The organism is Bhargavaea massiliensis, assembly GCF_050480245.1.
GTDB lineage: Bacteria > Bacillota > Bacilli > Bacillales > Anoxybacillaceae > Anoxybacillus.
Map to the genome: position 1 here is coordinate 1 of NZ_JBCNEQ010000040.1, position 26092 is coordinate 26092.

The 26092-nt window shown below is 40.2% G+C and carries 26 protein-coding genes, 1 tRNA gene and 2 pseudogenes; 2 read left to right on the forward strand and 27 right to left on the reverse strand.

From position 1 onward, the window contains the following. Nucleotides 1-330: 330 nt before the first annotated feature. The 5 genes from ABEV15_RS08345 to ABEV15_RS08365 all read right to left on the reverse strand — a co-directional run bounded on the left by ABEV15_RS08345 (nt 331) and on the right by ABEV15_RS08365 (nt 6987). Complete coding sequence (locus ABEV15_RS08345) at nt 331-1707, reverse strand: ISLre2-like element ISGsp4 family transposase (RefSeq protein ID WP_498852928.1); 1377 nt, start codon at nt 1705-1707, stop codon at nt 331-333. Between the two features lie 283 nt (nt 1708-1990). Next, nucleotides 1991-4672 (reverse strand): helicase-related protein, encoded by a 2682-nt coding sequence (locus ABEV15_RS08350; protein WP_498852929.1) that lies wholly within the window; start codon nt 4670-4672, stop codon nt 1991-1993. Between the two features lie 74 nt (nt 4673-4746). Then, complete coding sequence (locus tag ABEV15_RS08355; protein WP_498852930.1) at nt 4747-5586, reverse strand: ABC transporter ATP-binding protein; 840 nt, start codon at nt 5584-5586, stop codon at nt 4747-4749. A gap of 226 nt (nt 5587-5812) precedes the next feature. Further along, on the reverse strand, nt 5813-6673 hold the full coding sequence (locus tag ABEV15_RS08360) for an oxidoreductase (protein ID WP_498852931.1): 861 nt from the start codon (nt 6671-6673) through the stop codon (nt 5813-5815). 89 nt (nt 6674-6762) lie between these two features. After that, nucleotides 6763-6987 (reverse strand): EamA family transporter, encoded by a 225-nt coding sequence (locus tag ABEV15_RS08365; protein ID WP_498852932.1) that lies wholly within the window; start codon nt 6985-6987, stop codon nt 6763-6765. Between the two features lie 90 nt (nt 6988-7077). Here ABEV15_RS08365 and ABEV15_RS08370 point away from each other — a divergent pair, with 90 nt between their 5' ends. Continuing rightward, complete coding sequence (locus ABEV15_RS08370) at nt 7078-7296, forward strand: LysR substrate-binding domain-containing protein (protein WP_498852933.1); 219 nt, start codon at nt 7078-7080, stop codon at nt 7294-7296. A 102-nt stretch (nt 7297-7398) separates the two neighbouring features. Here ABEV15_RS08370 and arsC read toward each other — a convergent pair whose 3' ends face one another. From arsC to ABEV15_RS08385, 3 genes and pseudogenes are all read right to left on the reverse strand, one after another. Next, a complete protein-coding gene (arsC, locus tag ABEV15_RS08375) occupies nt 7399-7815 on the reverse strand; it encodes an arsenate reductase (thioredoxin) (RefSeq protein ID WP_498852934.1) in 417 nt (138 codons plus the stop codon). Further along, nucleotides 7812-8126 (reverse strand): annotated as a pseudogene (locus tag ABEV15_RS08380) (ArsB/NhaD family transporter); the annotation flags it as partial. The gene arsC and the pseudogene ABEV15_RS08380, both read right to left, overlap by 4 nt. Continuing rightward, nucleotides 8111-8263, reverse strand: a complete 153-nt coding sequence (locus tag ABEV15_RS08385; RefSeq protein ID WP_498852935.1) for an ArsB/NhaD family transporter — start codon at nt 8261-8263, stop codon at nt 8111-8113. The gene ABEV15_RS08385 and the pseudogene ABEV15_RS08380, both read right to left, overlap by 16 nt. A 227-nt stretch (nt 8264-8490) precedes the next feature. Between ABEV15_RS08385 and ABEV15_RS08390 the strand changes: the two genes are divergently transcribed. Further along, nucleotides 8491-9411 carry a CobW family GTP-binding protein gene (locus ABEV15_RS08390; RefSeq protein ID WP_429635683.1) on the forward strand — a complete coding sequence of 307 codons (921 nt, stop codon included), beginning with the start codon at nt 8491-8493 and terminating at the stop codon, nt 9409-9411. A gap of 13 nt (nt 9412-9424) precedes the next feature. On the opposite strand, the gene ABEV15_RS08395 is transcribed toward ABEV15_RS08390, so the two are convergent. From ABEV15_RS08395 to ABEV15_RS08485, 19 genes and pseudogenes are all read right to left on the reverse strand, one after another. Next, nucleotides 9425-10021, reverse strand: a complete 597-nt coding sequence (locus tag ABEV15_RS08395) for a ribonuclease H1 domain-containing protein (protein WP_429631149.1) — start codon at nt 10019-10021, stop codon at nt 9425-9427. A 74-nt stretch (nt 10022-10095) separates the two neighbouring features. Further along, nucleotides 10096-10188 (reverse strand) — tRNA-Ser (locus ABEV15_RS08400). Between the two features lie 46 nt (nt 10189-10234). Next, nucleotides 10235-11197 (reverse strand): MBL fold metallo-hydrolase, encoded by a 963-nt coding sequence (locus ABEV15_RS08405; RefSeq protein WP_498852936.1) that lies wholly within the window; start codon nt 11195-11197, stop codon nt 10235-10237. Nucleotides 11198-11199: 2 nt separating this feature from the next. Continuing rightward, nucleotides 11200-11832, reverse strand: coding sequence for an NUDIX hydrolase (locus ABEV15_RS08410; RefSeq protein ID WP_498852937.1), 633 nt, complete (start codon nt 11830-11832; stop codon nt 11200-11202). Then, the gene (locus tag ABEV15_RS08415) at nt 11832-12812 is read right to left on the reverse strand and encodes a DUF2705 family protein (RefSeq protein ID WP_498852938.1); all 981 of its coding nucleotides are present in this window, start codon (nt 12810-12812) and stop codon (nt 11832-11834) included. The genes ABEV15_RS08410 and ABEV15_RS08415 overlap by 1 nt, the downstream gene beginning before the upstream one ends. Further along, nucleotides 12805-13716, reverse strand: a complete 912-nt coding sequence (locus ABEV15_RS08420; RefSeq protein ID WP_498852939.1) for an ABC transporter ATP-binding protein — start codon at nt 13714-13716, stop codon at nt 12805-12807. Before ABEV15_RS08420 ends, ABEV15_RS08415 begins: the two co-directional genes overlap by 8 nt. Next, nucleotides 13716-14507, reverse strand: a complete 792-nt coding sequence (locus ABEV15_RS08425) for an SGNH/GDSL hydrolase family protein (protein WP_498852940.1) — start codon at nt 14505-14507, stop codon at nt 13716-13718. The genes ABEV15_RS08420 and ABEV15_RS08425 overlap by 1 nt, the downstream gene beginning before the upstream one ends. 99 nt (nt 14508-14606) lie before the next feature. Continuing rightward, complete coding sequence (gene glnA / locus ABEV15_RS08430; RefSeq protein ID WP_498852941.1) at nt 14607-15968, reverse strand: type I glutamate--ammonia ligase; 1362 nt, start codon at nt 15966-15968, stop codon at nt 14607-14609. 274 nt (nt 15969-16242) lie between these two features. After that, nucleotides 16243-16443, reverse strand: coding sequence for a cold-shock protein (locus tag ABEV15_RS08435; RefSeq protein ID WP_003398700.1), 201 nt, complete (start codon nt 16441-16443; stop codon nt 16243-16245). Nucleotides 16444-16631: 188 nt separating this feature from the next. Next, nucleotides 16632-17192, reverse strand: coding sequence for a thioredoxin family protein (locus ABEV15_RS08440; RefSeq protein ID WP_498852942.1), 561 nt, complete (start codon nt 17190-17192; stop codon nt 16632-16634). An 83-nt stretch (nt 17193-17275) separates the two neighbouring features. Further along, nucleotides 17276-19741, reverse strand: coding sequence for a U32 family peptidase (locus ABEV15_RS08445; protein ID WP_498852943.1), 2466 nt, complete (start codon nt 19739-19741; stop codon nt 17276-17278). A gap of 100 nt (nt 19742-19841) precedes the next feature. Beyond that, on the reverse strand, nt 19842-21767 hold the full coding sequence (locus tag ABEV15_RS08450; protein WP_498852944.1) for a DUF6449 domain-containing protein: 1926 nt from the start codon (nt 21765-21767) through the stop codon (nt 19842-19844). Next, a complete protein-coding gene (locus ABEV15_RS08455) occupies nt 21742-22641 on the reverse strand; it encodes an ABC transporter ATP-binding protein (RefSeq protein WP_498852945.1) in 900 nt (299 codons plus the stop codon). The genes ABEV15_RS08450 and ABEV15_RS08455 overlap by 26 nt, the downstream gene beginning before the upstream one ends. Beyond that, a complete protein-coding gene (locus ABEV15_RS08460; RefSeq protein ID WP_498852946.1) occupies nt 22628-23023 on the reverse strand; it encodes a GntR family transcriptional regulator in 396 nt (131 codons plus the stop codon). The genes ABEV15_RS08455 and ABEV15_RS08460 overlap by 14 nt, the downstream gene beginning before the upstream one ends. A 119-nt stretch (nt 23024-23142) precedes the next feature. Next, entirely contained in the window at nt 23143-23562 is a 420-nt protein-coding gene (locus ABEV15_RS08465) for a nitrous oxide reductase accessory protein NosL (protein WP_498852947.1), read from the reverse strand. Between the two features lie 101 nt (nt 23563-23663). After that, nucleotides 23664-23873, reverse strand: a complete 210-nt coding sequence (locus ABEV15_RS08470; RefSeq protein ID WP_004890363.1) for a DUF6501 family protein — start codon at nt 23871-23873, stop codon at nt 23664-23666. Nucleotides 23874-23888: 15 nt separating this feature from the next. Further along, nucleotides 23889-24092, reverse strand: a complete 204-nt coding sequence (locus tag ABEV15_RS08475) for a hypothetical protein (protein WP_429631136.1) — start codon at nt 24090-24092, stop codon at nt 23889-23891. 114 nt (nt 24093-24206) lie between these two features. Then, a pseudogene (locus tag ABEV15_RS08480) lies at nt 24207-25040 on the reverse strand (pyridoxal-phosphate dependent enzyme). Between the two features lie 148 nt (nt 25041-25188). After that, entirely contained in the window at nt 25189-26085 is an 897-nt protein-coding gene (locus ABEV15_RS08485) for a manganese catalase family protein (protein WP_498852948.1), read from the reverse strand. Between the last annotated feature and the right edge of the window lie 7 nt (nt 26086-26092).

Below are 26092 nucleotides of genomic sequence, written 5' to 3' on the forward strand. Positions count from 1 at the left end.
TTTGTCGAAAAAAATTTTTTTTTGGCACCCCTAAGATGCCAAGGAACCTTGATATATCAACATTTCTAGAGGGAGGGTATTCTCTGATTGAACCCAAACATTCCAGAGAAAGGAGAACCCTACCTATGTCTAAAAGAAGTATACCGAATGTCGACTGGGCAAATCAACTGGAAAGTGTCATTCGAGTCAGTCAAGACTTTGTGGGAACTTTTTTGATTCGCTGAAAACAGATGTAAGTCATAGGTTAGCGAACCATTTTTTTGAATCCCATCCGTAAGCGATTTCGGACTCTCATCCCTTGCCATGACAGACCGATATGTATACCTTTTTTTACCATCCCTTGAGTTCAGACAGGGCATGATAGATCGGTGTCCCGGACGATTGCTGTAAATATGGCACGTTATTCCGCGTTACCTCCGGAAGAAGACGGCGGACGCGTTGTTTCGCCTTGTTCACGATCGTCTGTTTGGTGGATGCCGTCGACGCCGTTTCCTCCGCCGACTGCGACGATTCTTCTCCTAAACAACGTCCGAAAAGACGAATCCCATCCATCCGGGCAATCATTGCCTTGAAAAACGCCCTGAGTCCCTTGTCTGTCCAACTGCGGCGGTATTTCACCCGATACGCCAACTGGCTCATCACGCTTTCAGCCCTCCCCATCGGATACATGCCCGTTGTGTCCACTCCTTGCTCCTTCAGCCATTCCCGGTAATCACGGATGCATCCCGGCATCGATTCGATCCGGTGGATCAAGGCAGCCAGCTGTTGTTCTTTCGCTTCGTCCCCCAGCGTGCCGAGGGCGCTGTTCAGTTCCACAAGCAACCCCTCTTCATCCTGCTTCGCCAGCTTTTGCCGAATCGCCTGCCACCGTAGATGGCCCGAGAGGCATTGGCGCAACTCACGCGCCACGTGGAATCGATCCAATTGGAAGCAGACCCGTCCCTTGAAATACTCCCGGCACGCGGTAATCCATGGAGCGCCGTCCCCGTTGATGACAAGAAGATCCCGACACGGATCATAGGCATATTCGTTCATCAAAAATTCCTCGAAGCCTTCCCACACCTCCCTCTTGCCCTCATGGACGTAATGGCGCTGATTGACAAATTCGATCCGTGAGCCGTTGCGCTTCCACCCTTCGTGAACGGTCAGGATTTTGTCTTCCTTGGCCCGTTTTCCCTTCCCTTGGCGAGAAACAAACAGTCCATCGGCCTCCACAAACAGCACCCGTCCATATCGCTGGTCAACCGGGCAGTGCAGCGGTGCTTCAGCTTCGAGCACCAACTGGCGGATCGCCTCATGGCTCATCACCGGATACCCGACCATCTGGGCAAGCGTATGAGCCGCTTTGCGATAGGAAGAGCACTCCACAGCCAATCCCACCGCCGTTTCTTCTAGACAAGGGCTGATTGACTGCGATCCATCAAACGCTAAAAAGGAATCAAGCAAAAACGTGTAACGGTTTTGTTCTCGATCCAAATAGTAGTTCTGCTCAAAGGTGACTTCGCCAAACAGGGTTTGAATCGTGGTGCGTCGTTTGTCTTTCAAGTGGTATCGGCGCTTGTCCCGGGTTTCCGCCAATTGTCGGTCGATGTCCTCCAACAGAGCCGTAAACAGCTCGGCGAAGGCGTTTTGCAAGGCCCGAAACAAATCAAGTTCGATCTCTTTCCATGTCAACGAATTTGTGGTAAGATGTTGTTGAATATTCATGAGACTCTCTCCTCCTGTTTGATGGTGTGGACAATGATCATCTTACCAGGGAGAGGGTCCTTTTTCATGTTTCCTGCTTGGGATCCTACCGCGCTTCGCTTGGTGGCCCCGATGAGGGGGATTGCGAACCTACGTTCCCAACCCCCTCATCGGGGAATTCTAAGAATTTCTCCCACAAACATTTTACTCACACTCCTCTCCCACTTACTCCCTTTGGTCGTTGAAGTGGGAGTCTCCTGCGCGAAATAGGATGAAAAATTCCCCTAGAAAGATAAGCAGCAAATTAAAAAGACATCTCCACATACATATATTCATGACAATGATGGCAATGTGGATATGGAAAATCCCAAGGCAATTCCTGATTGCAAATTTTACATTTTTTCATATAGCGTATCAAATGTTTAGATAGTACTTCAAATATTTTTTCAGAAATTTTTTCTTTTAGTTCAAAAACCTCTTCTTCGTTAAAAGACAACGATTGAGAATAAGCAAATGACGTAAATAACATAAGCTGTTTATAGCCGTTCTCCAATTCATCAATTGCATCGACCGACGTAAGGATAGGCGGCAGAGCTACCTTCCCTTCCGTTAAATATTCTCTAATCATCGTTAGCCAACAATCTGTTATCTTCGTTTCTTCGATTGAAAACGGAACGAAACAGAAAGATAATTTCTTCCAAAGAGGAAGTTCGAGCTTCATCTTTTTCAATGCCTTCTCTAAAACGAACATTTTTCTTTCCCATTCGCTTATTTCACGAACACGATAAGGTGTTTCTTTTAATTCGTTTTGATAAAAGCTCCATGCCCGTTTGAATAAATCGAATGATTCGTAAGGAAATTTTTTTAGTGATTCGATTGATATAGGGAGAAAACTATATTCAATAGGAGCTACCGGCGCCTCTAACAACTTTTTTATTTTTTTTCGATTTACCATAGCGTAGACGAACCCTTCTTCATATATTCCTTTTCTTCCTGCTCGTCCTGCGATTTGCTGTACTTCTTCTGCTTTTAACGTTCGAACGGCTTTCCCATCAAACTTTTCACTTTCCATAAAGATGACTCTTCGAATAGGAAGATTCATTCCCATGCCGATAGCATCGGTTGCTATTAATATATCGGTTAACCCTTTCCGAAATTGCCTGACTTGTTTTCTTCTTGTTTCAGGAGGCATGCTTCCGTACAAAACCGAGACGTTATATCCTCGTTTTACGAGTGAAGCGGCAACATGGAGAACGTTCTTTTTTGAAAAAACAATAAGTGCATCTCCTTTTTGCAAGTCATTTGGAAAAGAAAAATCCTTTTCTTCCCAAATGAGTGGAGTGGTACGTTTGTGTTCGATTACTTCAAAATCAAACTGATGGTAAGTTAGCAGTGTTTGAAGCAAGCCAACAGCATGCGGTGCAACAACCAAATGAATTTCTTTCGCTTTCGCCCCGATAATCGCTTTGACCCAAGCAGCCCCCCTCGTTTCATCCGCTAATAATTGACATTCATCAATAACGACAACTTCAAATTCCTCGTTGACATTCACTGACTCGACCGTTGCGCTTATATGTGTACTGCCATGTACATTTTTTCTTTCTTCCCCTGTTATTAAGGCACATGCAATACCGTGGGAACACATCTCTTCAAACTTTTCTAACGCAAGCAATCTCAATGGGGCTAAATACATCCCTGTTTTCGCTTGAAACAACCGTTGCATCGAGTCATATGTCTTTCCAGAGTTAGTCGGACCGACATGAACGACATATTTTTTGTGAACCGATGAAGCGGAAAGTGATAAAGGGTGGTCAAAAATTTGCTTGCTTATCGCCTTTAAGTGGCGGTTAAACTCTTTAGAATGAAGAAACGAGCGTTCAAATTCCTCTATTGATGTAAACCACGTACTCAACCAGCGGTTCATTTTCTGTGGATTCCATTCTATTGAACATTGATATTTTTCGTTTAGCAACTGTACATACGTATACGCAATTTTAGATAAAATCGCTTCGTATTCCTCTTTCGTTCTTCGTTTTTTATCCACTTCTTTTATAAAAGTCGGATAGTGCCGCATTTTATCAAGAATTATTATCATCTCTTTAGAACAACTATTCTCGAGCAAGCGACAGAGCTCCTCCCATTCATCGTACAGGGCTTTTGCTTCTTTTTTTACTTCATGGAGCCATATGCCTACGTGTTGATCAATAATGGATTCACAAACTTTCCATATAGATGTTTGACGAATGGCAAGAAAGGCTTGGAAGCGAGTTTTTATTTCGTTCGTCAATTCTGTTTCTACGTATTTAACTATTTGTGCTAGGTGTTCTTCATCCACCACATTAAAAAAGGCTTGTACTAGTTTCTCGCTCGAAAAAGCTGTTATCTTTAATGAATCATCTAACAGCATTTCCCCGTACTCCTCTTGAATTTGTTTTTTTATCTGTTCCTTTCTTGCAAATAACCAAGAAGATAGAGCATTGTTCAAAAAATGCAAATCCACTGGTTTTTCTATTTGTTTACATAACTGTTGAAACGGATATTCTTTGCGATAGAGAAATGACAATTCATACTGGCCAAAATGCTCAAGCAAATCCAATGTGATTTCTTCAATTTCCCAGTCTAATAGATCATTTACCCCATAAATAAGGTCTTCCATGTCCATTTCTTCTACCTCATTTGACCACCCTTGGGTGATGAGATACGTACGTACTTCGTCCACTCCTAATTCCCTCACACAATCAGCAAGTAGGTCATAAAGAAACGTTTGTATTTTCTCTTCGCATCGATTGAATAAATTTTCATCGAAACAATACAGATCTATATCGTCCCAAACGTCCTTTACTGTACGAAAAGCTTCGGGCGTAATTTCTAACGACACCAATTCTTCTTTTATAAGATGAAAGATGTCTTCTTCCAAAATCGCAAACCGATGACTTAATCGCGCTTGTAATTTCTCTAGTATATTTGTTGGCTTCTTTACGGACATTGAAGTGAAATTTTCCTCCCTTTTCTCATTCATTTTACGCCTTTCGTCCTCCTTTATTTTCCTATTCACGAAACTTACGCAAGGAAGCCCCTGCCTTTAGGCACGGGGAGGAATTGCACCTTACTGAAGTGCAGGGCTTTTTTTATCGATACCCACGGCCGATTATGTTCCCAACGGACGTGCACATCTATTTGAAACGTTTCTGACAAATAATCGTCAGTGAGTATTTTTTCTTTTTGTCCGGCTGCTATAATTTTTCCATCTTTTAATAATAAAACATGGGTCATTTCTTCGATGATTTCTTCAATATAATGTGTGACATATAACACGTGGCATACTTTTTTCATGATAACGTCTTTAATGAGTGCTAAAAGTTCTTCTCGTGTTAACATATCTAGTCCTACGGTTGGTTCATCCAGTATGAGTAGCTTTGGCTTTGCCATTAGTGCTCGAGCAATCAGTACCTTTCTCTTTTCTCCTTGCGATAAGGTGCGATACGTTTTTCCTTTTAAGTAACCAATTCGAAAGACATTCATCCATTGTTCGGCTTGATGAAAATCTTCGACTGTGACAGGCTCATACAGCCCAATCGAAGCAAATTTTCCGCTAACAATTACCTCTTCCACCGTTTCCGATTCTAATGTAGGTTGAAATCTCTCAAACGAGTTGCTTACAAACCCGATGTGTTTGCGAAGTTCTGGCAAATTTGTTTTTCCAAATCGGTGCCCTAATACGGAAACTTCTCCTTTTGATGGGTATTCATAACCTAATAAAATATTAAGTAGCGATGTTTTTCCTGAACCATTTAACCCGAGAATGACCCATTGTTCATTTTCTTGCACTTCCCAATGTAGACGGTCTAGAATGACGCGCCCTTCTCTAATAAATGAAACATTTTTCATCTCAACAATCATTCCTCTTCCCCCTTCTTTACAAGCTTCTCAAGCAACATCGACGAAATAAATCCCGGAAATCCGGTGAAAAAATAAACATTTCCCATCTCTTTCGCCACCTGCTTAATTCTTGGTCTAAAGCATTTTGTTGATCAATCCCCAACGATTTTACACATCATTTCGCTAAAATTGACAAAACTCCTACTTCCAAATGTATGTTTTCTACAGCTCTACATGAAGGTTGTGCTTATTTCTGTTTATTAAACGTTTTCAGGAAAATCCGCTCCCACCACTTCCATGGCAACCAGTTTTTCAGCATTAACGTCAGTTTGACTCCTCTCCCTACAGGGTAACGCAAACGAGGAGTCGGCGATTGGACAGCTTTAATGATTTGCCTAATGACTTCGTCAGGGGGTGGTGCTGTTTTAGCTACTCGATTCACGTATTGCACAATGGTTTTCATTTCTTTTGCATATGGTGAATCGGAACGGACGGACACTCCTTGAAGTCCTTTCGACCAAATGTTTGTTTTGAATGACCCAGGCTCAATTAAGACGACATATACTCCGTACGGCAACATTTCTAAACGAAGCGATTCGCTAAATCCTTCGACAGCAAATTTTGAAGCGACATATGGCCCCATCGCCGGAAAACCGATTCGTCCGCTAATGCTGCTAATGTTGATAATCTTACCGCTACGTTGCGTTCGCATAATCGGCAAAACAGCTTTTGTGACGGCAACTAACCCAAAAAAGTTCGTCGCAAACTGACGCTCCCACTCTTCAATTGAGAGTTCCTCGACAAAGCCACCAACGGCAAACCCTGCGTTGTTAACTAATACATCGATTCGTCCATAGCGATTGATTACATCGTGTACAACCGATTCTACCGAAGCGAAATCGGTGACATCGAGAGATATGACTTCTATCCGATCGTACACGCCTGCTTCAGACGCCACGGTTGTAAGCATTTCTTTGTTTTGCATGTTTCGCATCGAAGCAACGACTTGATATCCTTCGCGCGCAAGTGCAATACTTACAAGTAGCCCAAACCCACTCGAGGCCCCTGTCACTAGCGCCACCGACGGGGAGTTTACATTTTGGTTCACAACAATCCTCCTCGCTACTATAAAGAAACATTTATTGGAATTAGATAACGATGGGCAATATTCCTGCCATTTTGCAAAATCGACCCCCATCACGCACTGATAGAGGTCGATTTTTTCTTTGGTTTAAGTTCTTTTGTTGTGACAACAAGCATAGCTCCACTCAACACAATCAGTCCCCCAATCATTTGAATAGACGACATGCTTTCATGTAAAAATACCATCGATAGAAGAAACGTCACGATCGGTTCTATCATGCTTAAAATCGCTGCTTTTGTCGGACCGATGATATTCATTCCCGCAAAAAACGTCAGCATCGCCAAAACGCTTGAAATAAACGATGTTCCGATAAAAAGAAAAAGCAGCAAAGAGTGCGATATAGGCGCTCGCTGTAATGGGTGGAACGTGTGCGGCTTGAAGCAATAAAACGATGCGTCGCTTATGGACTTGGCATCGCTTTTTTGCCACTTATGGCTGTAGAGTCTGAATTAGAGAAAGGGAGTTTGGTTCGCATCCTTCTTCCCGAGGCCGATATACACCTCTCCCTTCAACTTGTATACCATCGTAAAAAATGGTTGTCACAATCAATGAAACAATTGACGAGCCTCTTAGTGAGAGAAATTTAAGGAGAGCCAAACGGGGATCTTCTCGTTTGGCTCTTTAAGTTTACATAATTAAATTATGGGAAATAGATTGGATATATAAATCATAAGTTTATATTCGGCGTTTTACTCTCCTGTTTCCGCAAATCGCTTAATTCGCGCGCCAATTTCATCACGAACACGCTGGAAAACAACCCATTTTTCTTCTTCGGTCCCTTCTACTTTCGCTGGATCGTCAAACCCCCAATGTACGCGTTTTACGTGCGGTGGTGTGACTGGACAATGATCAGCTGCATGTCCACATAATGTAACGACTAAATCGGCTTTGTTTAAAATTTCCGGATCAATGATATCGGATGTTTGTTTTGAAATATCGATGCCCACCTCTTTCATCGCTTTTACGGCGTTTGGATTTAAACCGTGTGCTTCGATACCAGCGCTATATACTTCCCATTCATCACCGAGATATTTTTTTGCCCATCCTTCCGCCATTTGGCTACGACAAGAGTTTCCTGTGCATAAGAAATAAATGACTTTTTTCATTGCAATCGACTCCTTTTAATGAATAGTAAGTAACCATATATATAACCCAACGAGATATATAACCCAACGAGCGTAATAAATAATGTTGGGATAGTTAAAATTAAACCGTTTTTAAAATAAGTGCCCCACGTAATTTTTACTCCTTTTGTTGAAAGGACATGTAACCAAAGAAGTGTCGCGAGTGAGCCAATTGGTGTAATTTTTGGTTCTAAGTCGGAACCGATCACATTGGCATAAATAAGCGCTTCACGAATAATTCCTGTCGTATTTGTATCAGCGATGGCTAGTGCATCAATCATAACCGTTGGCAATGTTGTTCATCACAAAGGAGCAACGCTAATAAGGCGCCACCGCACGCCGACCAACCAATCGATAAATTGCGTGGTTGCCAAATAACAAAAACGAGGGTAACAAGAAAAATCAGTGATGCAAGAATAACGGAAAGCAAAAATCGTCATCTACCGTCCATGTTATATTTGTTTTTGTTTGCTGTTGTTTCATTTTTCATTCTCCTTTCAACATGTGTTTTTCGTCTAAATTGAAACAATTGGTACATTGAACATTTTCGATCCATCATCTTTTCTTCAAATTGTCCATCGATGTACGATATATTTTCTTGTGCTATTTATTATTTTTGACTATGATCAAAAAAGAACATGTAGAAGGGAGATCTTTATGAAACATACAGACATATATATCTTATCCGGATTTCTTGGGAGTGGTAAAACGACATTATTAAAGCGGCTACTGCAACATGAAAAAGAACATGGACGGAAAGTCGCTGTTGTGATGAATGAAATTGGCCAAGTGTCCATTGACTCACATGCTGTTTCAGAAGATGCTGTACTAAGCGAATTATTAAGCGGCTGTGTATGTTGTACCATTCAAGATCAATTTGAAGTAGAGCTTTATTCCCTCCTTCAAAAACACGAGCTAGATGTCATTTATATTGAAACGACAGGGGTAGCACATCCTGTTGAAGTGCTCGATGCGTGCATGTCGCCATTGTTTGCTGATCGCATTCAAATGAGAGGCATCATCACGACCATCGATGCAACACGTTGGATGAATCGTCAACAACTCTCCATTCCCTTGCAAATGTTGTTAAAAGAACAAGTTCGTCACGCGGATGTATTAATTGTCAATAAGACAGATGAATTACGCCCAGAAGAACAAGCAAAATTATCGTTTGAGTTACAAACGATCAACAGCGAGGCGCGCACAATTTTCACAACGTTTTCTAATGTGCGAATGGAAGATATTCATTTGTTATCGAAGCGGATGAGAAACGAGCATGAGCGAATGAATATCGAAAGACTACGCATTCAAACATACGTACATACATTCACAAGCCCAATTGACTTAGACGTGTTCGAACACTGGGTACGACAACTTCCTGATACTATTTACCGCATGAAAGGATTTTTACGCTTTACTCATACAAGTGGAGTTTACTCCTTTCAGTATGCATACGGTACACCGCTTTATATGAAAGAGGAAATGAATGTCCCGTTACATTTTGTCATAATCGGTGAACAATTGGATAAACAAACACTAAAACAACAACTCGATAATATGCAAAAAGGAGAAGGTTAATATCCCTCTCCTTTTACTTTCGTCCAAAGTCCGCTTTAATTTCTCCCCATTGCTCGGTTTCCCATTTCATAATTTCATTCGTATAATGGTGCGTGCGCAGCCACGCTTCAGCGCGTTCAATAAGTTGCCAGACACGCTCTGTTTCAGCGTTGCGAACGAGCGTTGTATTTGCTTTTTTTCCTTTTACCCATTTCATAGCTGTCGCCGAATCGGAATAAATCGGCCAGCTTTTGTTTTGTTGTTGTAGCCATGCTAATCCGTGCACAATGGCTAAAAACTCACCAATGTTGTTTGTTCCAATCATCGGTCCGACATGAAACAATTCTTCTCCTGTTCTTGTATGTACACCTCGATATTCCATCCACCCTGGATTTCCGCTACATGCCGCATCAACACAAATGCTTTCTTCTACATAATTCGTTGAGTATGTTTTATTTTTTTTCGTGCGGTTTGTCATCGGACCAGAGGAAAATGCTTGCTCCGCTTCTTCTTTAGATGAAAATGAGCGATACTTTGCTCCAGGAATACCAATGACGTACGGTTTACACTCGTCCCAAGAAGAAAAAATACCTGTTTTCGCCCCTTGCCAAACGACATAATATTTTTTCAATTTGTCACATCCTCACGAATTGGAATAAAGAAACAAAGTTGAAGGTCACAAAAGAAGGAATGAAAGAGGAGATATGGCGGAGGAGGGGGGATTCGAACCCCCGCGGGCTTTGACACCCCTATCGGTTTTCGAGACCGACCCCTTCAGCCGGACTTGGGTACTCCTCCGTATGGTGGGGTGCCAAAGAAATTATAGCGAAAACATGATTTTTCGTCAATTACTTTTTTGTTTTTCAATATAGTCAACAAGCCCCATCGCACATACTTGTAAATCAAGTTGAAGCACTTTATATACATCTGCATTATCGGGTACTTGCCGTTTGCGTAAAAATGTTTGAACGTTGTCGAATAAAAGTTGGAAAACGGCTTCTGTCTTTTCTGTAAAGGACTTATCTTTTTGTTTATCTACGATATCGCGACCTATTTGCACGAAGATCGGTAGCCAGTAATGTAGCTGATCCCAAACCGTCTGCACATGGGTTGACATACCAAAATGGCCAAAATAGATGCGATCTGGATGTAACGACATGAATCTTTTAATCGAAGCTTGCATCGCTTCTGGGTCAAATTGATTTGGTGATGTAGATGGCAAATATAACTCCACGTCATATGAAAGTAACTGTGGATAAAAAACACCTGCCGTATCACCTGTAAAAATACCGTTGCTTTTTTCGTCATAAATAGAGAAATGGTGATTCGCATGCCCTGGTGTATGAAGAAACGTTAATGTACGATCTTCTCCGATTTGCAAGGTTTCTCCATCTTCTTTTACAATTAACCGATCTTCAGGAATAGGAACGATCGGGTCAAATAATGCGTCAAATTTTTCACTATAAACTGCTTTTGCTCCTTGAATGAGACGAGACGGATCGGCCAAATGTCGCATTCCCTTCGGATGAACAAATACGCGAGCGTTTGGACAATGTTTTAGTAACACTCCTGCTCCACCCGCATGATCTAAATGAATATGTGTCACAATAATGTTTTTTACATCTTTTAAATCGATTGATAATTCTTCTAGCCCTTTAAGTAAATGCGGGATAGATGGGCTTGCGCTCGTTTCAATAATCGTCACCTCTTCTTCTCGAAAAACGTATGCACCTGTCCGCTGAGCAGTTTGTAAATCATACAAATCAATGAGTGAAATGCCAAATCCTAAATCAACAGGTTGTGACATGTCTATTCTCCTTTCTCTTTTTGAATAAGTTGAGTGAAATGATATACGATTTTTGCTGTTAATCCCCAAATGACTTTATCTTCGTAGTAATAAAAATATTCTTCAATTTGTCTCGGTCGCCAATTATACTCCCTTCCCCCTGGGATATGTTCGAACGGGAAATGCTCTTCGGGTTTCGGTTCAAGCTGAACGTGATATATGTCTGGCTTTGTTTCAACAAAGAAGGATAGCGGAACGGTAAATACTTCTGCCACTTCTTTTTCATTTATTTTCATGCACGTCATATCTACAAACGCAGCAAACGGATAAATGACCATACCGAAAGGCGACAACATGTAATCAAGCGGGACGATGTGTGTAATATTTTCTTTTTGAATACCTAGCTCTTCACACGTTTCACGAACAGCGGCATCGCTCGGATTTTGATCACATTCGTCTATCTTTCCACCTGGAAAACAAATTTCCCCCGGTTGACGACGCAAATGTAATGAGCGTACTTCAAATAAAACAAATATATCGTCATTTTGACGGACGAGCGGGAGAAGTACGGCATATTGAGCGAATGTGTCAAAGTCCATGATCGTTGGCGTTCGCTGTTGCAATTTCTCCATCACGGTATACAACCTTTTTTTCATCAGTAAACATCCCTTTTCGTAAATACATAAAAAGAAACAATCAATGCACCAAGTGCCCAAATAGCTAGCACCGTCATTGAAAAAGAAAGCGTCATCCCATCAATTGGTGGCGCCATGCCGCTAATGTAACCTGTGAGTCGCAAATTGACCATAAACAAATATTTTGCGGATTCCCACGACGACACCATGCTTGATAAAATCGCTCCAGAAATAAGAGCGGCGAGCATGATTCCCATTACTGCTGCTGTGCTACGCAGCAACACGGAAAGCATAAATGTAAGCGTGCCGACGACGAGTGCAACAAAAAAAGCAAGTCCAAATTCAATAAGTAAGTATTTCCATTGAGGAATGAGGTGAACACCCGCTGTATTTAATCCTTCACCTTGGATCGAAAATCCTGTTAAAAGAGGTAAATTCCATCCGCCATATCCAAATACAATGCCCGAGATGGCATACGATAAAACTGCAACGGAAAACACGATAAACGATGTGGATAAAATCAAAGCGATATATTTGCTCATTAAAATTTTCCATCGTTTCACAGGACGCGTCAACAGCAGTTTGATCGTTCCTCCGCTTACTTCTGATGAAACAAGATCAGCTGCAATGACCATAACAAGCAGCGGCAAAAACAATTCAATCGAGTTTTCAATAAACATGCGCATAAATGTTGGAGCACCGGGTGCCATTGGATTAATGTCGTTGTCTAAATAATACTGTTGTTGTTGTAAACGAATTTTAAGAAACTTTTTCCAATCCTCAGAGATTCCTGTCGAATTTAATCGGTTTTGTGTGTCGATGATTTGTTGTTGTAGCTGAGTGCGCCAATCTGTCGTTCCGATCCGTTCTCGAATCGTTTCGATCTGTTTAAATTGCGCGTATGTAAATAAACTAACGAGAACAGCCACGATGGCCGCAATCATAAATAGTCGTTTTTTACGAACAATTTTTAACATTTCATTGTATACGAGATTAATCAATCGTTTCCCCTCCCGTTAATTCAATAAATAAGTCTTCTAGTGTTGGAAGTTTTCGTTCAATTCCACTGACATGTACCCCTGCTTCAATTAAACAGGCATTGCAACGCGCAATCGTTTCATTTGACTCATAGATTGTCACGAGTGCTCCATCTTTTTCACCAAGCACAGTCGTTTCATTTTGTAGTATTTGTTTTGCTTTATCTACCGGATCAACGCTCCAATATGTCCGAGCTTGTTCTTGTAGCAAATGTTCAACCGTATCAATGCGAATAATCTCCCCTTTAGACATAATCGCAACACGATCACACATGAGTTGTATTTCACTCAATAAATGTGATGAAACGAGCACACTTAACTGTTCTTTTTCAGCAAGCGAGCGAATAAACTGCCTCATTTCACGAATGCCGACAGGGTCTAAACCGTTTGTTGGTTCGTCTAAAATAAGCACCGTCGGTTTTCCGAGTAGCGCTTGCGCAATACCGAGTCGTTGACGCATGCCGAGCGAATATGTGCGCACGAGATCATGAATCCGATTTTGTAGACCGACGAGTTCAACCACTTCTTGAATGCGATGAGCCGTAATTCCCGGCACCATTCGTGCAAAGTGTTCAAGATTTTCCCAACCGCTTAAATATGGATAAAGTTCAGGGTTTTCAACAATACAGCCAATGTGTTGAATTGCTTTTGTAAATTGTTTTTGTAAATCATATCCACAAATTGAAATCGTTCCAGATGTCGGTCGAATCAATCCGACAAGCATGCGAATCGTTGTCGTCTTCCCTGCGCCATTTGGACCTAAGAAACCAAACACTTCGCCTTTTTTTAGTGAAAACGAAAGTCCTTTAATAATTTCTTTTTTTCCAATGGTTTTTCGCACGTTTTGCACAACTAATGTCTCTTCCATTATTTCTCTCCTTTCGTTAACGTAATGAGCGAGGCAACACGTTCACCAATTCGTTTATATCCTTCTTTGTTTGGATGGAATTTATCTGTATACAAATAGTCGTTTACTTGCAGTTCAAATAAATCATATGTCGGAACGCAAATAATAGATTTGTACTGAGCTGCTACTTCAGATGCTGCATAATTCCAACTACGTACAACGGCAGATGTTTCTTTTCCGTTATCTAAATCATTAAATGGATTATACAAAGCGACATAAAATACTGGGGCGTTGCTATTCGCTGTACGAATGAGTCGGAAAATCGTATGCAGCTGCTCGACAAATTTCTTTTTTTCTTTTTCAATTTGAGTATGGGATAAGTCTCTTAGCGTTTCACCACCGCGAAATAAGTCGTTTCCTCCGATCGTCATTAAAATAATGTCAGCTTCTTTTAATTGACGTTGCACTTCTTTTTGTTTGAGTTGATTGATGAGTTGAGGAGAACGTTGTCCTTTAATGGATAAATTTATGAATTGAACGGGTTGATTTGTCCGTTTTTTTAGTTCATCTACAACATATCCAACGTACCCTTTCCCCGTTTCATCTCCTGTTCCACGCGTTAATGAGTCGCCAAGAGCGACAATCGAAAGTCCATTATTTTTCTGTATGTTTGAAGTTGTTGTTTTTGGTTGTTTGATCGAGGAAGCTTCGTAAAAAAATTGATCTTGAATCATGACGATTAAACCGATAGCCCATAATAGTGTTGTTGCGGTACAAATCAATACGATTATCGTAATTACTCGTTTAGACACAATATCACCCTTTCGTTGTTTTCTATGTTCCATCATAAACCATTTGTTGTTCAAACGCATAATGAAAACATGCAAAAAAGCGAGCACAATCGCTCGCTTTTAAAATTTCGTTTGATAATGTTCAATTTCCCAAGCATGTACTGCTGTCCGATAGCTATCCCATTCGTTCTTTTTCATTGCTACGTATTCGTTAAATACGTGATCGCCTAATGTATGACGGCCAATTGTTCCTTTTTCTAACTCTTCGACAGCTTTTCCTAAACTGCCTGGGAGGTTTTCAATACCAAGCTCTGCACGACGTTCAGCAGTCATATGGAAAATATCTTCGTCAATTGGTGCCGGGCAAGTGAGTGCTTTTTCTACTCCATCAAGTCCTGCTTCTGCAATCACTGCAAACGCTAAATATGGGTTTGCAGATGGATCAGGACAACGAAGTTCGACACGTGTTGCTAATCCGCGTTTAGCAGGAATGCGGATCAATGCGGAGCGGTTTGATGCCGACCACGCAATATAACAAGGTGCCTCATACCCTGGCACAAGACGTTTATATGAGTTTACAAGTGGGTTTGTAATGGCCGCAAAACTTTTTACGTTGCGTAATAAACCGGCAATGAATTGGTACGCTGTTTCAGATAATTGATTGTCGTCCGATGGATCAAAGAAAGCATTTTCACCGTCTTTAAATAACGAAATGTTCACGTGCATTCCTGAGCCGTTAATACCAAAAATCGGTTTTGGCATAAACGTAGCATGTAAACCGTGTTTTTTAGCGATCGTTTTAACGACCCACTTGTATGTTGTTGCATTGTCCGCAGCACCGAGAGCATCAGCATATTTGAAGTTAATTTCATGTTGCCCCTCAGCAACTTCATGGTGTGAAGCCTCAATCGTAAAGCCCATCGCCTTTAACGCACGATAAATATCTAAGCGAACGCGTTCTCCGAGATCTTTTGGAGATGGCTCAAAATAGCCACCGCCATCTTGTGGCTCTGTTGTTGGGTTTCCGTTCTCATCTGTTTTAAATAAGAAGAACTCTAATTCAGGGCCGACAGAAATGGTATATCCTTTTTGTTTTGCTCGTTCAACTGTTTTTTTCAAAACGTTACGTGGATCTCCTTCAAATAACGTTCCGTCTGGATTGATGACAGAGCAGAGAAAGCGAGCTTCTGCATATCCGTCTTCTACTGTCCATGGTAATACCGCAAATGTTCGTAAATCAGGGAGTAAATATAAGTCTGAGCGATTGATTGGTGAAAAACCTTTAATTGAAGATCCGTCAAACATGATTTTTCCTTCTACTACATCATCTAATTGCTCTGCTGTAACTGTGACATGTTTTAAAATACCTTCAAGATCAACAAATTGCAAATGTAATAATTCAACATGTTTTTGCTTCATGATTTCTTTAATTTGTTCAAGCGTTGAAGAGTTTGTTTGTTCGGATACGAGCAACTCATTCATGTTACATTACCTCACATTCTTATGTATAGTTTTATAACATGAGTTTATTATATGAGATCGTTCATCATTTTTCAATAGTTTTTTATTAAATTTTCTGCATTTTCATCCCCAAAAAAAGAGACACGCTTCCTATGAGCGTGTTGAACAAACAAAAACAACGGAAACCCTACCTCTCTTCCGTCCTTGCAGCTCCGAAGCTGCGCCAGTAAGAATTTGTTTTGTTGCAAATAAAAACGAGATCCCACGATAAGCGAGATCTCGTACGTTTGACTATTTATGCTTTTTGGACGTTTGCCGCTTGCGGCCCACGGTTACCATTCACGATGTCAAATGTTACTTTTTCGCCTTCTTCCAACGTTTTGAATCCTGTACCTTGGATCGCTGTGAAGTGAACGAATACGTCTGTACCTCCGTCCGTCTCAATGAATCCAAAACCTTTTTCTGCATTAAACCATTTTACTTTACCTGTGTTCATGTGAATTCCTCCAAAACAATTTTAAAAATTGACCACCGTTTCATTACTCATAAAACAAAAGCTGCACTTTCGCCAAGTCCTTATAAGATGAACCTAACGAAGGTGCAGCTTATAACGATCCTTGATATAACGAACGAAATGGTACTTCTTTAGTATATAGGCTCGAAACAAAAATGTCAAATGTTTTTTTATTTTTCTTTCCATTTGATGCTACAACCGATACTCGGTTTTTGTTCTTTCGGAACAGGTTTCCCTAACAGCAATGCGTCCAGAGCTGAACGAATGGAGGAACCAGTCACTGGGATTCCATTATTTGGACGTGAATCATCGAGTTGACCGCGGTAAACGCATTTCAATTCACTGTCAAATATGTAAAAATCAGGAGTGCATGCAGCTTGATATGCTTTTGCGACTTCTTGTGTTTCATCAAATAAATACGGGAACGGATATCCGAGTTGTTCGGCTACTTCTTTCATTTTTTCCGGAGAATCGTCTGGATATTTTTCTACATCATTTGAATTGATCGCAATAAACGAAATGCCCTTTGGCTGATAATCATTAGCTAAACGAACAAGTTCTTCTTGAACATGTTTAACAAACGGACAATGGTTACAAATAAACATGATTACTGTCGCGATATCCGACTTGACATCTTCTAGTCGGACGATTTGTCCGTCAATCACGTTGACAAGTTCAAACGATGGTGCTTTCTCTCCTAACGGAAACATATTTGATTCAACAGCTGGCATGGAAATCACCCTTTCTTTTTTCGTTCATTTACTATTATATAGTAAAATGTATAAATAGGAAAAATAAGCGAGCTTAAGCCCGCTTATTTTTTTATTAGCTGTCCGCGTGTAACTCCAAGTTGATTGATGGCTTTTAATGTTCGCCATACACTTGTGCCACTCCGCTTGCCCTCGAGCGCCTCTCGATATAATGTGATGACCTCTTTCACTTTTTCGGCGGGCTCTTCTAAAAATTCAACACGATATGAATGAACACCAAGGGATAAAAAATTCGGAATGTATTCCGCCCCCGATTGTTCGATTGCATTGTACACTGTATTTCGGCAACCAATATCAACGCGGACAGGATGAAGCATGCCAATTCGATCACGTAAAGATACACGATGCTTTTCGCACGGGCGACCACAGTTTGTAAAATCAGTTCCTTCGCTTAAAAATGTACAATATACACAATGTTCAGTATGAAACATTGGTAAATGTTGATGAATGACAATTTCGATATGTTCTGTTGGTGCCGCCTCAAGTAAATCAATCATCTGTTGAATGTTTAAATCGTATGAAGGTGTAATTCGATCGAGTCCTCGCTCTAGAAACAATCGTGCAGATAGATGGTTTGAAATGTTAAGCGAAAAGTCTCCAATTAGCTGTTGTTGCACCGATTGACTTGTATAATACTGTACTGCACCTAAACTACGAACTAAAATAGCGTCTGGTTCAGCCTTTAAAATCCCTCTCAAAATTCCATTTTCTCCAGGCATATGAATACGTGGGGTAGCTAGGGCAATTGGTTTATTTGCCGACCGTGCTATCTCGACAGCTTTCGGATAGTCGGTTGTAAACTCAAAATCTGCATATACCATGTCTACATCTGTATGACATGCGACTTCTACCTGCTCCATTGTACGGCAAAGAGCCATCAAGGCAGGAGTTGTAGTTCGTTGCTTTTGTCGATAAGGGGATGTCAAATCCACTGTTTGTTTTATATACAACCGTGGTTGTTGACGTTTCTTAATGAGCTGTTCAACCGCTTTTCTTCTCATTTGGTTTAATTCTTTAACCGGAAGAATGACGTCACCATTCATATGCATATCAACATCTTTTAACTCAAAAATAGTCCCACCTAATCTGCCAAACTGTTCTTTTATAAAATCTAACGTTAATGGCCGTTTTTGCGCAACATTTAACATTTGTTCGGATTGAACAACGACTTCATTCCCTGTTGTTTCGTCACGCCACGTTGAAATAAGCGGCTTCCCTGCTTCGCCATATACATGTACAGTCATCGGAAATAACTGATATGGTCGCTCCGTTTCAAATGTTTTACGCAGGCGGCGACCAAGCCCTTGGTCACTCGTTTTCCAAATACGATCTCCGACATGTACACGTGTTAAATTGATATCATGCCGGCCGGGGATTATTTCAATAAGACCTTTTTCCACTTCACCTTCGATTTTTTTACCATGTTTCCTCAAGTCATATACCCGTCCGCCTTCTTCTTTTTCTTCTGGGCGTCCTGCGTCGAATACAATTCCATCACCGCGCTTTAATGGAGCTTGTAGATCGCATAGCACCCCATCTTTTAATACTTTTTTGACCGTCCCTAGAAATACACCTCGGCTTTTCGGAAAAGTTCCATCAACGAGCTGCTTATTGTTCGTTCCTTTTAAAAAGCCATGTGTAAATCCACGGCTAAAGCTTTGTTGTAGCTCACGTATTTCTTCTTTTGAAGGGGTGTAATAACGTCCTGCTAAATATTCATCAATTGCTTTTCGATATTTGCTCACGACGTTAGCTACATATTCTGGTGATTTTAATCGCCCTTCAATTTTAAACGTATTTACACCAGCCTCGATAAGTTCTGGAACAAGATCAAGCGCTGCTAAATCTTTTGGAGAAAGTAAGTAAGCGACGTTTCCCATTTCTTTTTGTTCGCCGTCAACGATTAAATCATATGGAAGACGGCATGCTTGTGCACACTCGCCGCGGTTAGCCGAACGTCCTCCCCACATTTCTGACGTTAAACATTGTCCGGAATACGATACGCAAAGTGCCCCATGGACGAACACTTCTAATGGCACGTCTGTTTTCTCAGCAATTTTTTGAATATGAGATAAATTATTTTCCCGACCGAGAACAACAACTTCCAAGTGATAAGGCTTTAAAAATTCAACCGCTTCCGGCGATGTAACTGTCATTTGTGTCGATCCGTGAATCGGAAAGTCGGGTGATATGTCTCGAATAAGTTTAACAAGACCTAAATCTTGTACAATGAGCGCATCCACCCCGGCATTTATACATGCTTCAACTAACTGTTTTGCTTCTTGTAATTCATTTTCAAACACTAAAATATTAAAAGTGACATATCCGCGAACATGGTATTTATGCAAATAAGCCATGACATCGTTTAACTCTTCCATACGGAAATTTTTCGCCCGTACACGCGCATTATATTTATCGACACCAAAATAAACCGCATCTGCCCCGTTTGCGACAGCTGCACGAAGACAGTCCCAATCTCCTGCTGGCGCTAATAATTCAATTTGTCTCACAACTAGTCAACCTCTCTATTTTTTATCATGGACAACAATATATTATCGAATATACGTGGCTTTTGCCAACAACGAAAAAAAGACCTGAGCACTCAGGTCTTCAATGAAGGAATGGGGGGACAAAATGTTTAGTAAATGACTGTATGTCGGCATATCCACTTTTATAGTAGGTAACGACAATATAATCCGCACGTTCATCCCAACCAGCCATTTGCATACATTGTTCTATTTTTGTTTTATCTTTTACGACGATTCCCTCGGCTCGTTTAATCATGTCATCTGTCCACTCATATGTTTTCAACTGTTTTGTGTTTTTAATTATTTTCACTTCGCTCACGTCTTCTACTGTCGCCCGTGCTTGCTGCAATAAACCGCGCTGCTGCAACCATTCATCTACGAGATGATACGACTTTTTCCACTTGATCATAGTTTCCTCGGTTATTCCTTTTTGTTTTTCATACGTGACGGTAATTGCTCCCCATTCTCGATTCCATGCGATTGGATCAAATGTTTCATCTACCAACTGACGCTGTAGTATGTGTAAAAACGATTCGATCTCCTCACGATCACGCAATCGAACGGCTTTCCCTCCTAAATTAGAATCTATTCGTACTTGTAAAACGTTTTTGAAATCATTTATACGCAAAATTGGATAGTGATTTTTCTTAAACTCAAGCGAATGAAAAATAGGTTTGTAAAACTGATTATATACTTCTAATGGTACAGCATATTGACGAACAATCCGTTTTCCGTTTTTCAAGTCATAACCAATGACAACATGTTTAGTATTTTCAGTTTGCAATTTTTGCTGCTTCATTAACTGCTGATGGAACAAATAAATGTGCTCGATGTTGTCTCTTTCGTAGAAAAACGCATTCTCCCCGTTTTCATTATCATTTTCAAAATAGTATATATCATCACCAAAATATGCTCGTTCAATGTCATTTAACGGGGGTTGGTATTTCCCAAAACCAAATAAGTCAAATGCAAATAATAAACTGACAACGGCAATAAAACCTATATATTGAACGTATGCTTTCCAATGCGTGAACACGCGCCATGTTTTTTCTAAAATGATACGGGCAATGAAGTAGCCGATCAATGAAGCAAATACATATCCAAAAATGATCCAAGTTATTCGTTGTTGCATCTCCCCGAAATATGCTCCACCGACAAGCATGACACAAAATGTAAAACCATATGTGAATACGGGGCGGAGCGGACGAAAAGCGATCGCATCTGTTGCTGCTTCAACATGTCGTTTTTTGTATAGCCATACACTCAATACATAAAATATAAAAGCGAGCACAATATATATATATATTTCGATTGGTTGAATAGGTTTTGATTCCCAGGTCAATGCCCGAATAAAAGGCGCGATTTTGTCAATGTTATAGGATAAATAATATTCATATGCAAAACCGTGTAAAAAATATTTCAAGTTAAACATAAGTAAAACGAATATTCCTGCTGAGAAGAAAAACAGAACATAAGCAAACACGCCTTGTAGCATGGACATGCCAGTAAACATCCCAACAAACACCGTTCCAGAAAATAATAATACATTCATTGCCAGCGTACCTGTAAACCAAATGGCTATATGCTTCAGTGAATATAGCGAAACAGGAAGAAGCGGTTTCATGATTATTAAACATCCCGCAATCATTGCGACGGGCACAGTAAGAATGATCATCGCAGTAACAATATGCTGAAGAAACAGTGCCTCACGTTTAACTGGCAGACTATGAATGTAATCTGCAGACAATCTCACTTGCATATAGCGAAATAAAAAGATGGCAAGCAACACAGGAAGTGTGAACATAAGGGAAAACTGAATTATACTTCCGATATCAAATATGCGACCCGTCTGATGATGCATAAGCCAATTTTCATCTTCAGCCATCATAAAAATATGGATAGGTAGTGCAAAAAGAAGGCCGACGAAATAAACAAGTGCAACCCATCCGACGTTGCGAACAATTTGACTAAAAATTCCCCGATTAAACAAGAATGTTTTCAATGGCATATCCTCTTTCCCCCAGTTCATAAATAAAAATTTCTTCTAACGTTAGCGGCAATAAATCAAATAAAATGGGCTCATACTTGTGAATATGCGCGCTGATTTGTTCCTCTTCTCCACGAATGATACAAAGAAGGACGCTACCGCGACGTTCTTGATAAACAACATCCAAATGTTGAAGGAAAGTAGAAGGAGGTTGACCGTGAAACGCCACTTGCACTTTATGGATGTTTGTTTTCAAATTGTCTAATTCTTTTTCGATAATGAGTGAGCCATTATGCAAAATGCCGATACGGTCACACAAATCTTCTACTTCAAATAAGTTATGCGAAGAAATAATGACGGTCATTTCTCTATCTGCTACGTCTTGAAATAAAATGTTTTTCACTTTTTGCCTCATGACAGCATCTAGTCCGTCGAGCGGCTCGTCTAAAACGAGTACATCAGGCATCGCTGAAAATGTTAACCAAAAGGCGACTTGGCGCTGCATCCCTTTGGACATACGGTGTATTTTTTGGTTTATGTCAATAGGAAATAGCTCTTTCATTTCGTGAAAACGTTTTCCGTTCCATTTTGGATATATATGACGATAAAAATCGGCCATTTGTCGGATTGTTGTATGCGGAAAAAAATAAAGTGCATCAGGTAAAAAAATGAGCCGTTCTTTCTGTTTGATGTTTTCAAAAATCGGTTCACCATCAACGGTGATCGACCCTCTGTCTTGTTTATAAATACCTGCTATCATTTTCATTAGTGTTGTTTTTCCAGCACCATTTGATCCGAGTAACCCATATATTGATCCTTTTGGGACGGAAAATGTCACATCTTTGATCGCCTCTAACTCCCCAAACCGCTTGCTTACATGATTAATTTGAATCATGTTCCTCTCCTCCTCGTATCGCACGTTCTGCGCGTTCAACAATTGAAAAAATTTGTTCTCTTTTTAATCCGATATAGAATGCTTCTTGACATAGTTTCAACATATTTTCTTCTAGTTGCTTGACTTTTTCACTGTAAACAGCCTCTTTTTTATTAGCAACAAAACTTCCTTTCCCTGGAATAGAGTAAATATACCCTTCTCTTTCTAATTCTCGATACGCCTTTTGAATTGTATTTGGGTTAATCGTTAACTGTTTAGCTAGCAAGCGAACAGATGGTAGTTGCTCGTTCGGTTTCAGCACACCATGAATAATCATTTCTTTCATTTTCTCGATAAGCTGCTCGTAAATTGGTTTTCGACTTCGTAAATCCAGATCAAACATGACGCCCTCCCTTCCTTTCCTGTACTAACCGTTATATCTGTATTATATTACATAATACGGTTTATGTAAATATTAATATTTCTAAAAAAATAAAAAAGCCGCCAAAATGACAGGCTTTTTTATTTATGGCTATGTCCATTTTGATGACTATCTTGTTGCATATTGTCGTTATGACCATGACCTTGTCCATCTTCCTTGTTTTGCATCATCTGTTTCTTTTTCATATAACGTTCGTGGGCAACCTTATCAACAGCTTCCCATGATACGATCATCGCGCCCGGTTGTTCACTTACAAACTTGTCAGCATCTTCTTTTTTGGCAAAAAACGCATATCCATAGTTCATTGGTGTTTTAATATCAGCTTTCACAACTGTCGCATTTTGTAATTCAATCCATTCTAACGTATTGTAGTCGCGTACATATTTTTTTGCAGCTTCGCTGTGGTCTCTTTCATAGTTGAATAAACATCCGATGTCATCAAAAAACAATACGTCACCGTTTTCAGCCGCTGATTTCGCTGTAAATTTACCGATTTTCATGACTAACGATCCCCCTCATTTTCATTCAATCCGCAAGCAAGCATAATACACATTTGTGAAATTTATTTGAAAAGGTTGTGTAAAAAATGAAAAAAGCGGCATTATACCGCTTTTTCTGTAAAATAGTGCTTATAGTATCCGCCAACTTTTCCACGGTTATCAACAATGAAATAAAAATCGTCTGTTTCGTTTTTTACTTCATATTCTTTACCTGGAGTTAATACATTGTGAACAATGTACTTTTCCGCGTTCGTATGATTACATACAACTGTTTTTATCGTTGGACGTTCATGCCAGCTCAAATGAATCATGTGCGATTTCCTCCTTCAAGAACCTTTATATTTATTTAAAAATTTAGCGAGTTCATGTAGTGCTTGCAATACTGCAAAATGTTTATCGTTCCCGCTTGCCTGTGCTGTCGCCACATCTTTAAACTTAGCGTGCGCTTCATACGATCCATTTTTTTTATATACATCTACTCGTACTGTTCCCCTTGGATGCGGAACGATAAAAAACTCCATTTGTTTCATTTGTTCTCCCCACCTTTAATGTCATACGTTTATTTTAATTTAATAATAGTAGAAAATGCATCAATTTAAAAGCATTGTTTTACATCAGGCAAGAAAGATGTACAATTAACATTTTTAATCGAGACGGCGAATTGTATACCCATATTCTGTTAATACACGTTGAATTTGATCAATATGTTCAAGATTTTTTGTTTCAAGAGAGAATCGCACTTCTGCTTGTCCAGGGAGAACATTTGTACCCATTCGTTGATGGTCAATGGACATGACGTTTGCTTCTAAATGAGCGATAATTCGCAGCAATTTATTTAACTGCCCTGGTTTGTCAGAAATAACTGTTGAAAACGTGACGAAACGGCCTGATTCAACAAGACCTCGTTCAATGATGCGTGAAATAAGTATCACATCGACATTTCCGCCGCTTAAAATCGCAACAATATTTTTCCCTTCAAATCGATGTCATTCAGTTGTTCGAATAATTCTAGTCCGATTGTGCCTTGGCCAGCAATAACAGCTGGATCATCAAAAGGATGAACAAATGTAGCTCCCGTTTCTTGTTGTAGTTTTCGCGCATACTCTAACGATTCGTCAAGCACATCTCCATATAAAATGACATTTGCACCGTAACTTTGTGTCGCTTGGATTTTACTTAACGGTGCTCCCTTAGGCATGACAATTGTGCACGGGATACCGATCATGCTACTTGAATAAGCAACTCCTTGAGCATGATCTCCCGCCGAAGCTGTGATGACACCTCGGCTTTTTTCTTCGTCAATATGATCCCCGCACTTTAAATGAACCTGTTTTCTGTAAATTTTCTAATTTCATGTATACCCGATTATTCGATAAGCGGCTAAATGTTTGAGAAAATTCAAGAGGAGTTTTATGAACAACGTTTTTCATTCGCTGTTGAGCTTCTTCAATAGTTGTAGTGAAATCAATTGTTTTCATCCCCCTTTGTGTCTTCTTTAATTATATGTTGTTTGTAACTAGTCAATCAATTGTCTATTTTTTTCTTTTTGTTTACATTGATTATTTAGAACATAGTTTAATTAATTAAAATGTGCAAAAGAAAAAGCTATGCCCTCGGCACAGCTTATTACAATCCGGCAGATCGTTGCAGACGTTTCGCGATCTCAAGAAAATCTTCGTATGAAATACCTGGGGCAAAGGTTTCCTCAACAGCTTCTAAATCTGGAATTGGGCCACCTGCTGGCGTACCTTGAATAACTTCAAGCTGTCCTCCATCAAGCGGATGCGTACCTTTCCAAATTTGTTTGATATCTTCATAATCATGTTCGCTAAATGTATACAATCTTCGGTGCCATCCTTGCGCTTCATATTTCCTTGCTGTATCAAACTTATCGTTACTTAAATTCGGGATTGGCAGCATTTTTGTTATATCAACTCCCGTCACGATTTGAAGTGCTTTCGCATAAGCGACAACGTGCACTCCACCTCGCACAAGTAAATAACCTATCATTTCTCTTGCGACAGGATGATTGGTCATCTCATATACGCGCATTTTATGCGTACGTGATCCGCATTCTAAAAAGAAATTATGCAACAAGTCAAGTACTAAGTTCCCGCTATTGAATACATAATCACCTGACCACGACTTTCCCATCGAATCTCCCGGCAATGCCGTTTGAGCAGTTGCGATAAAATGGTACGTATTTCGTTTATCTACCCCACTTTGCATTGGTGCAACGTCTGGTTCTCCTTCATATGTCGTCCCTGTCAAACATAAGTTAATCGCAGTTGTGACGAGCTCTACATGCCCTATCTCTTCCGCTGTAATGCTAGCAACTAAATCATAAAAAGGCTTTAATTTTTTCTTTTCACGAAAATTAAACGATTGAAACAAGTAATTGTTTAACGTTGACATTTCCCCAAATTTTCCGCCGAGCAGCTCTTGTACTGCTGCCGCTGCATTTGCATCCGCATACGTAGACGCTGGTAATTCAATTTGTAGTTTATTAATTCTCGTAAACATCCAATCC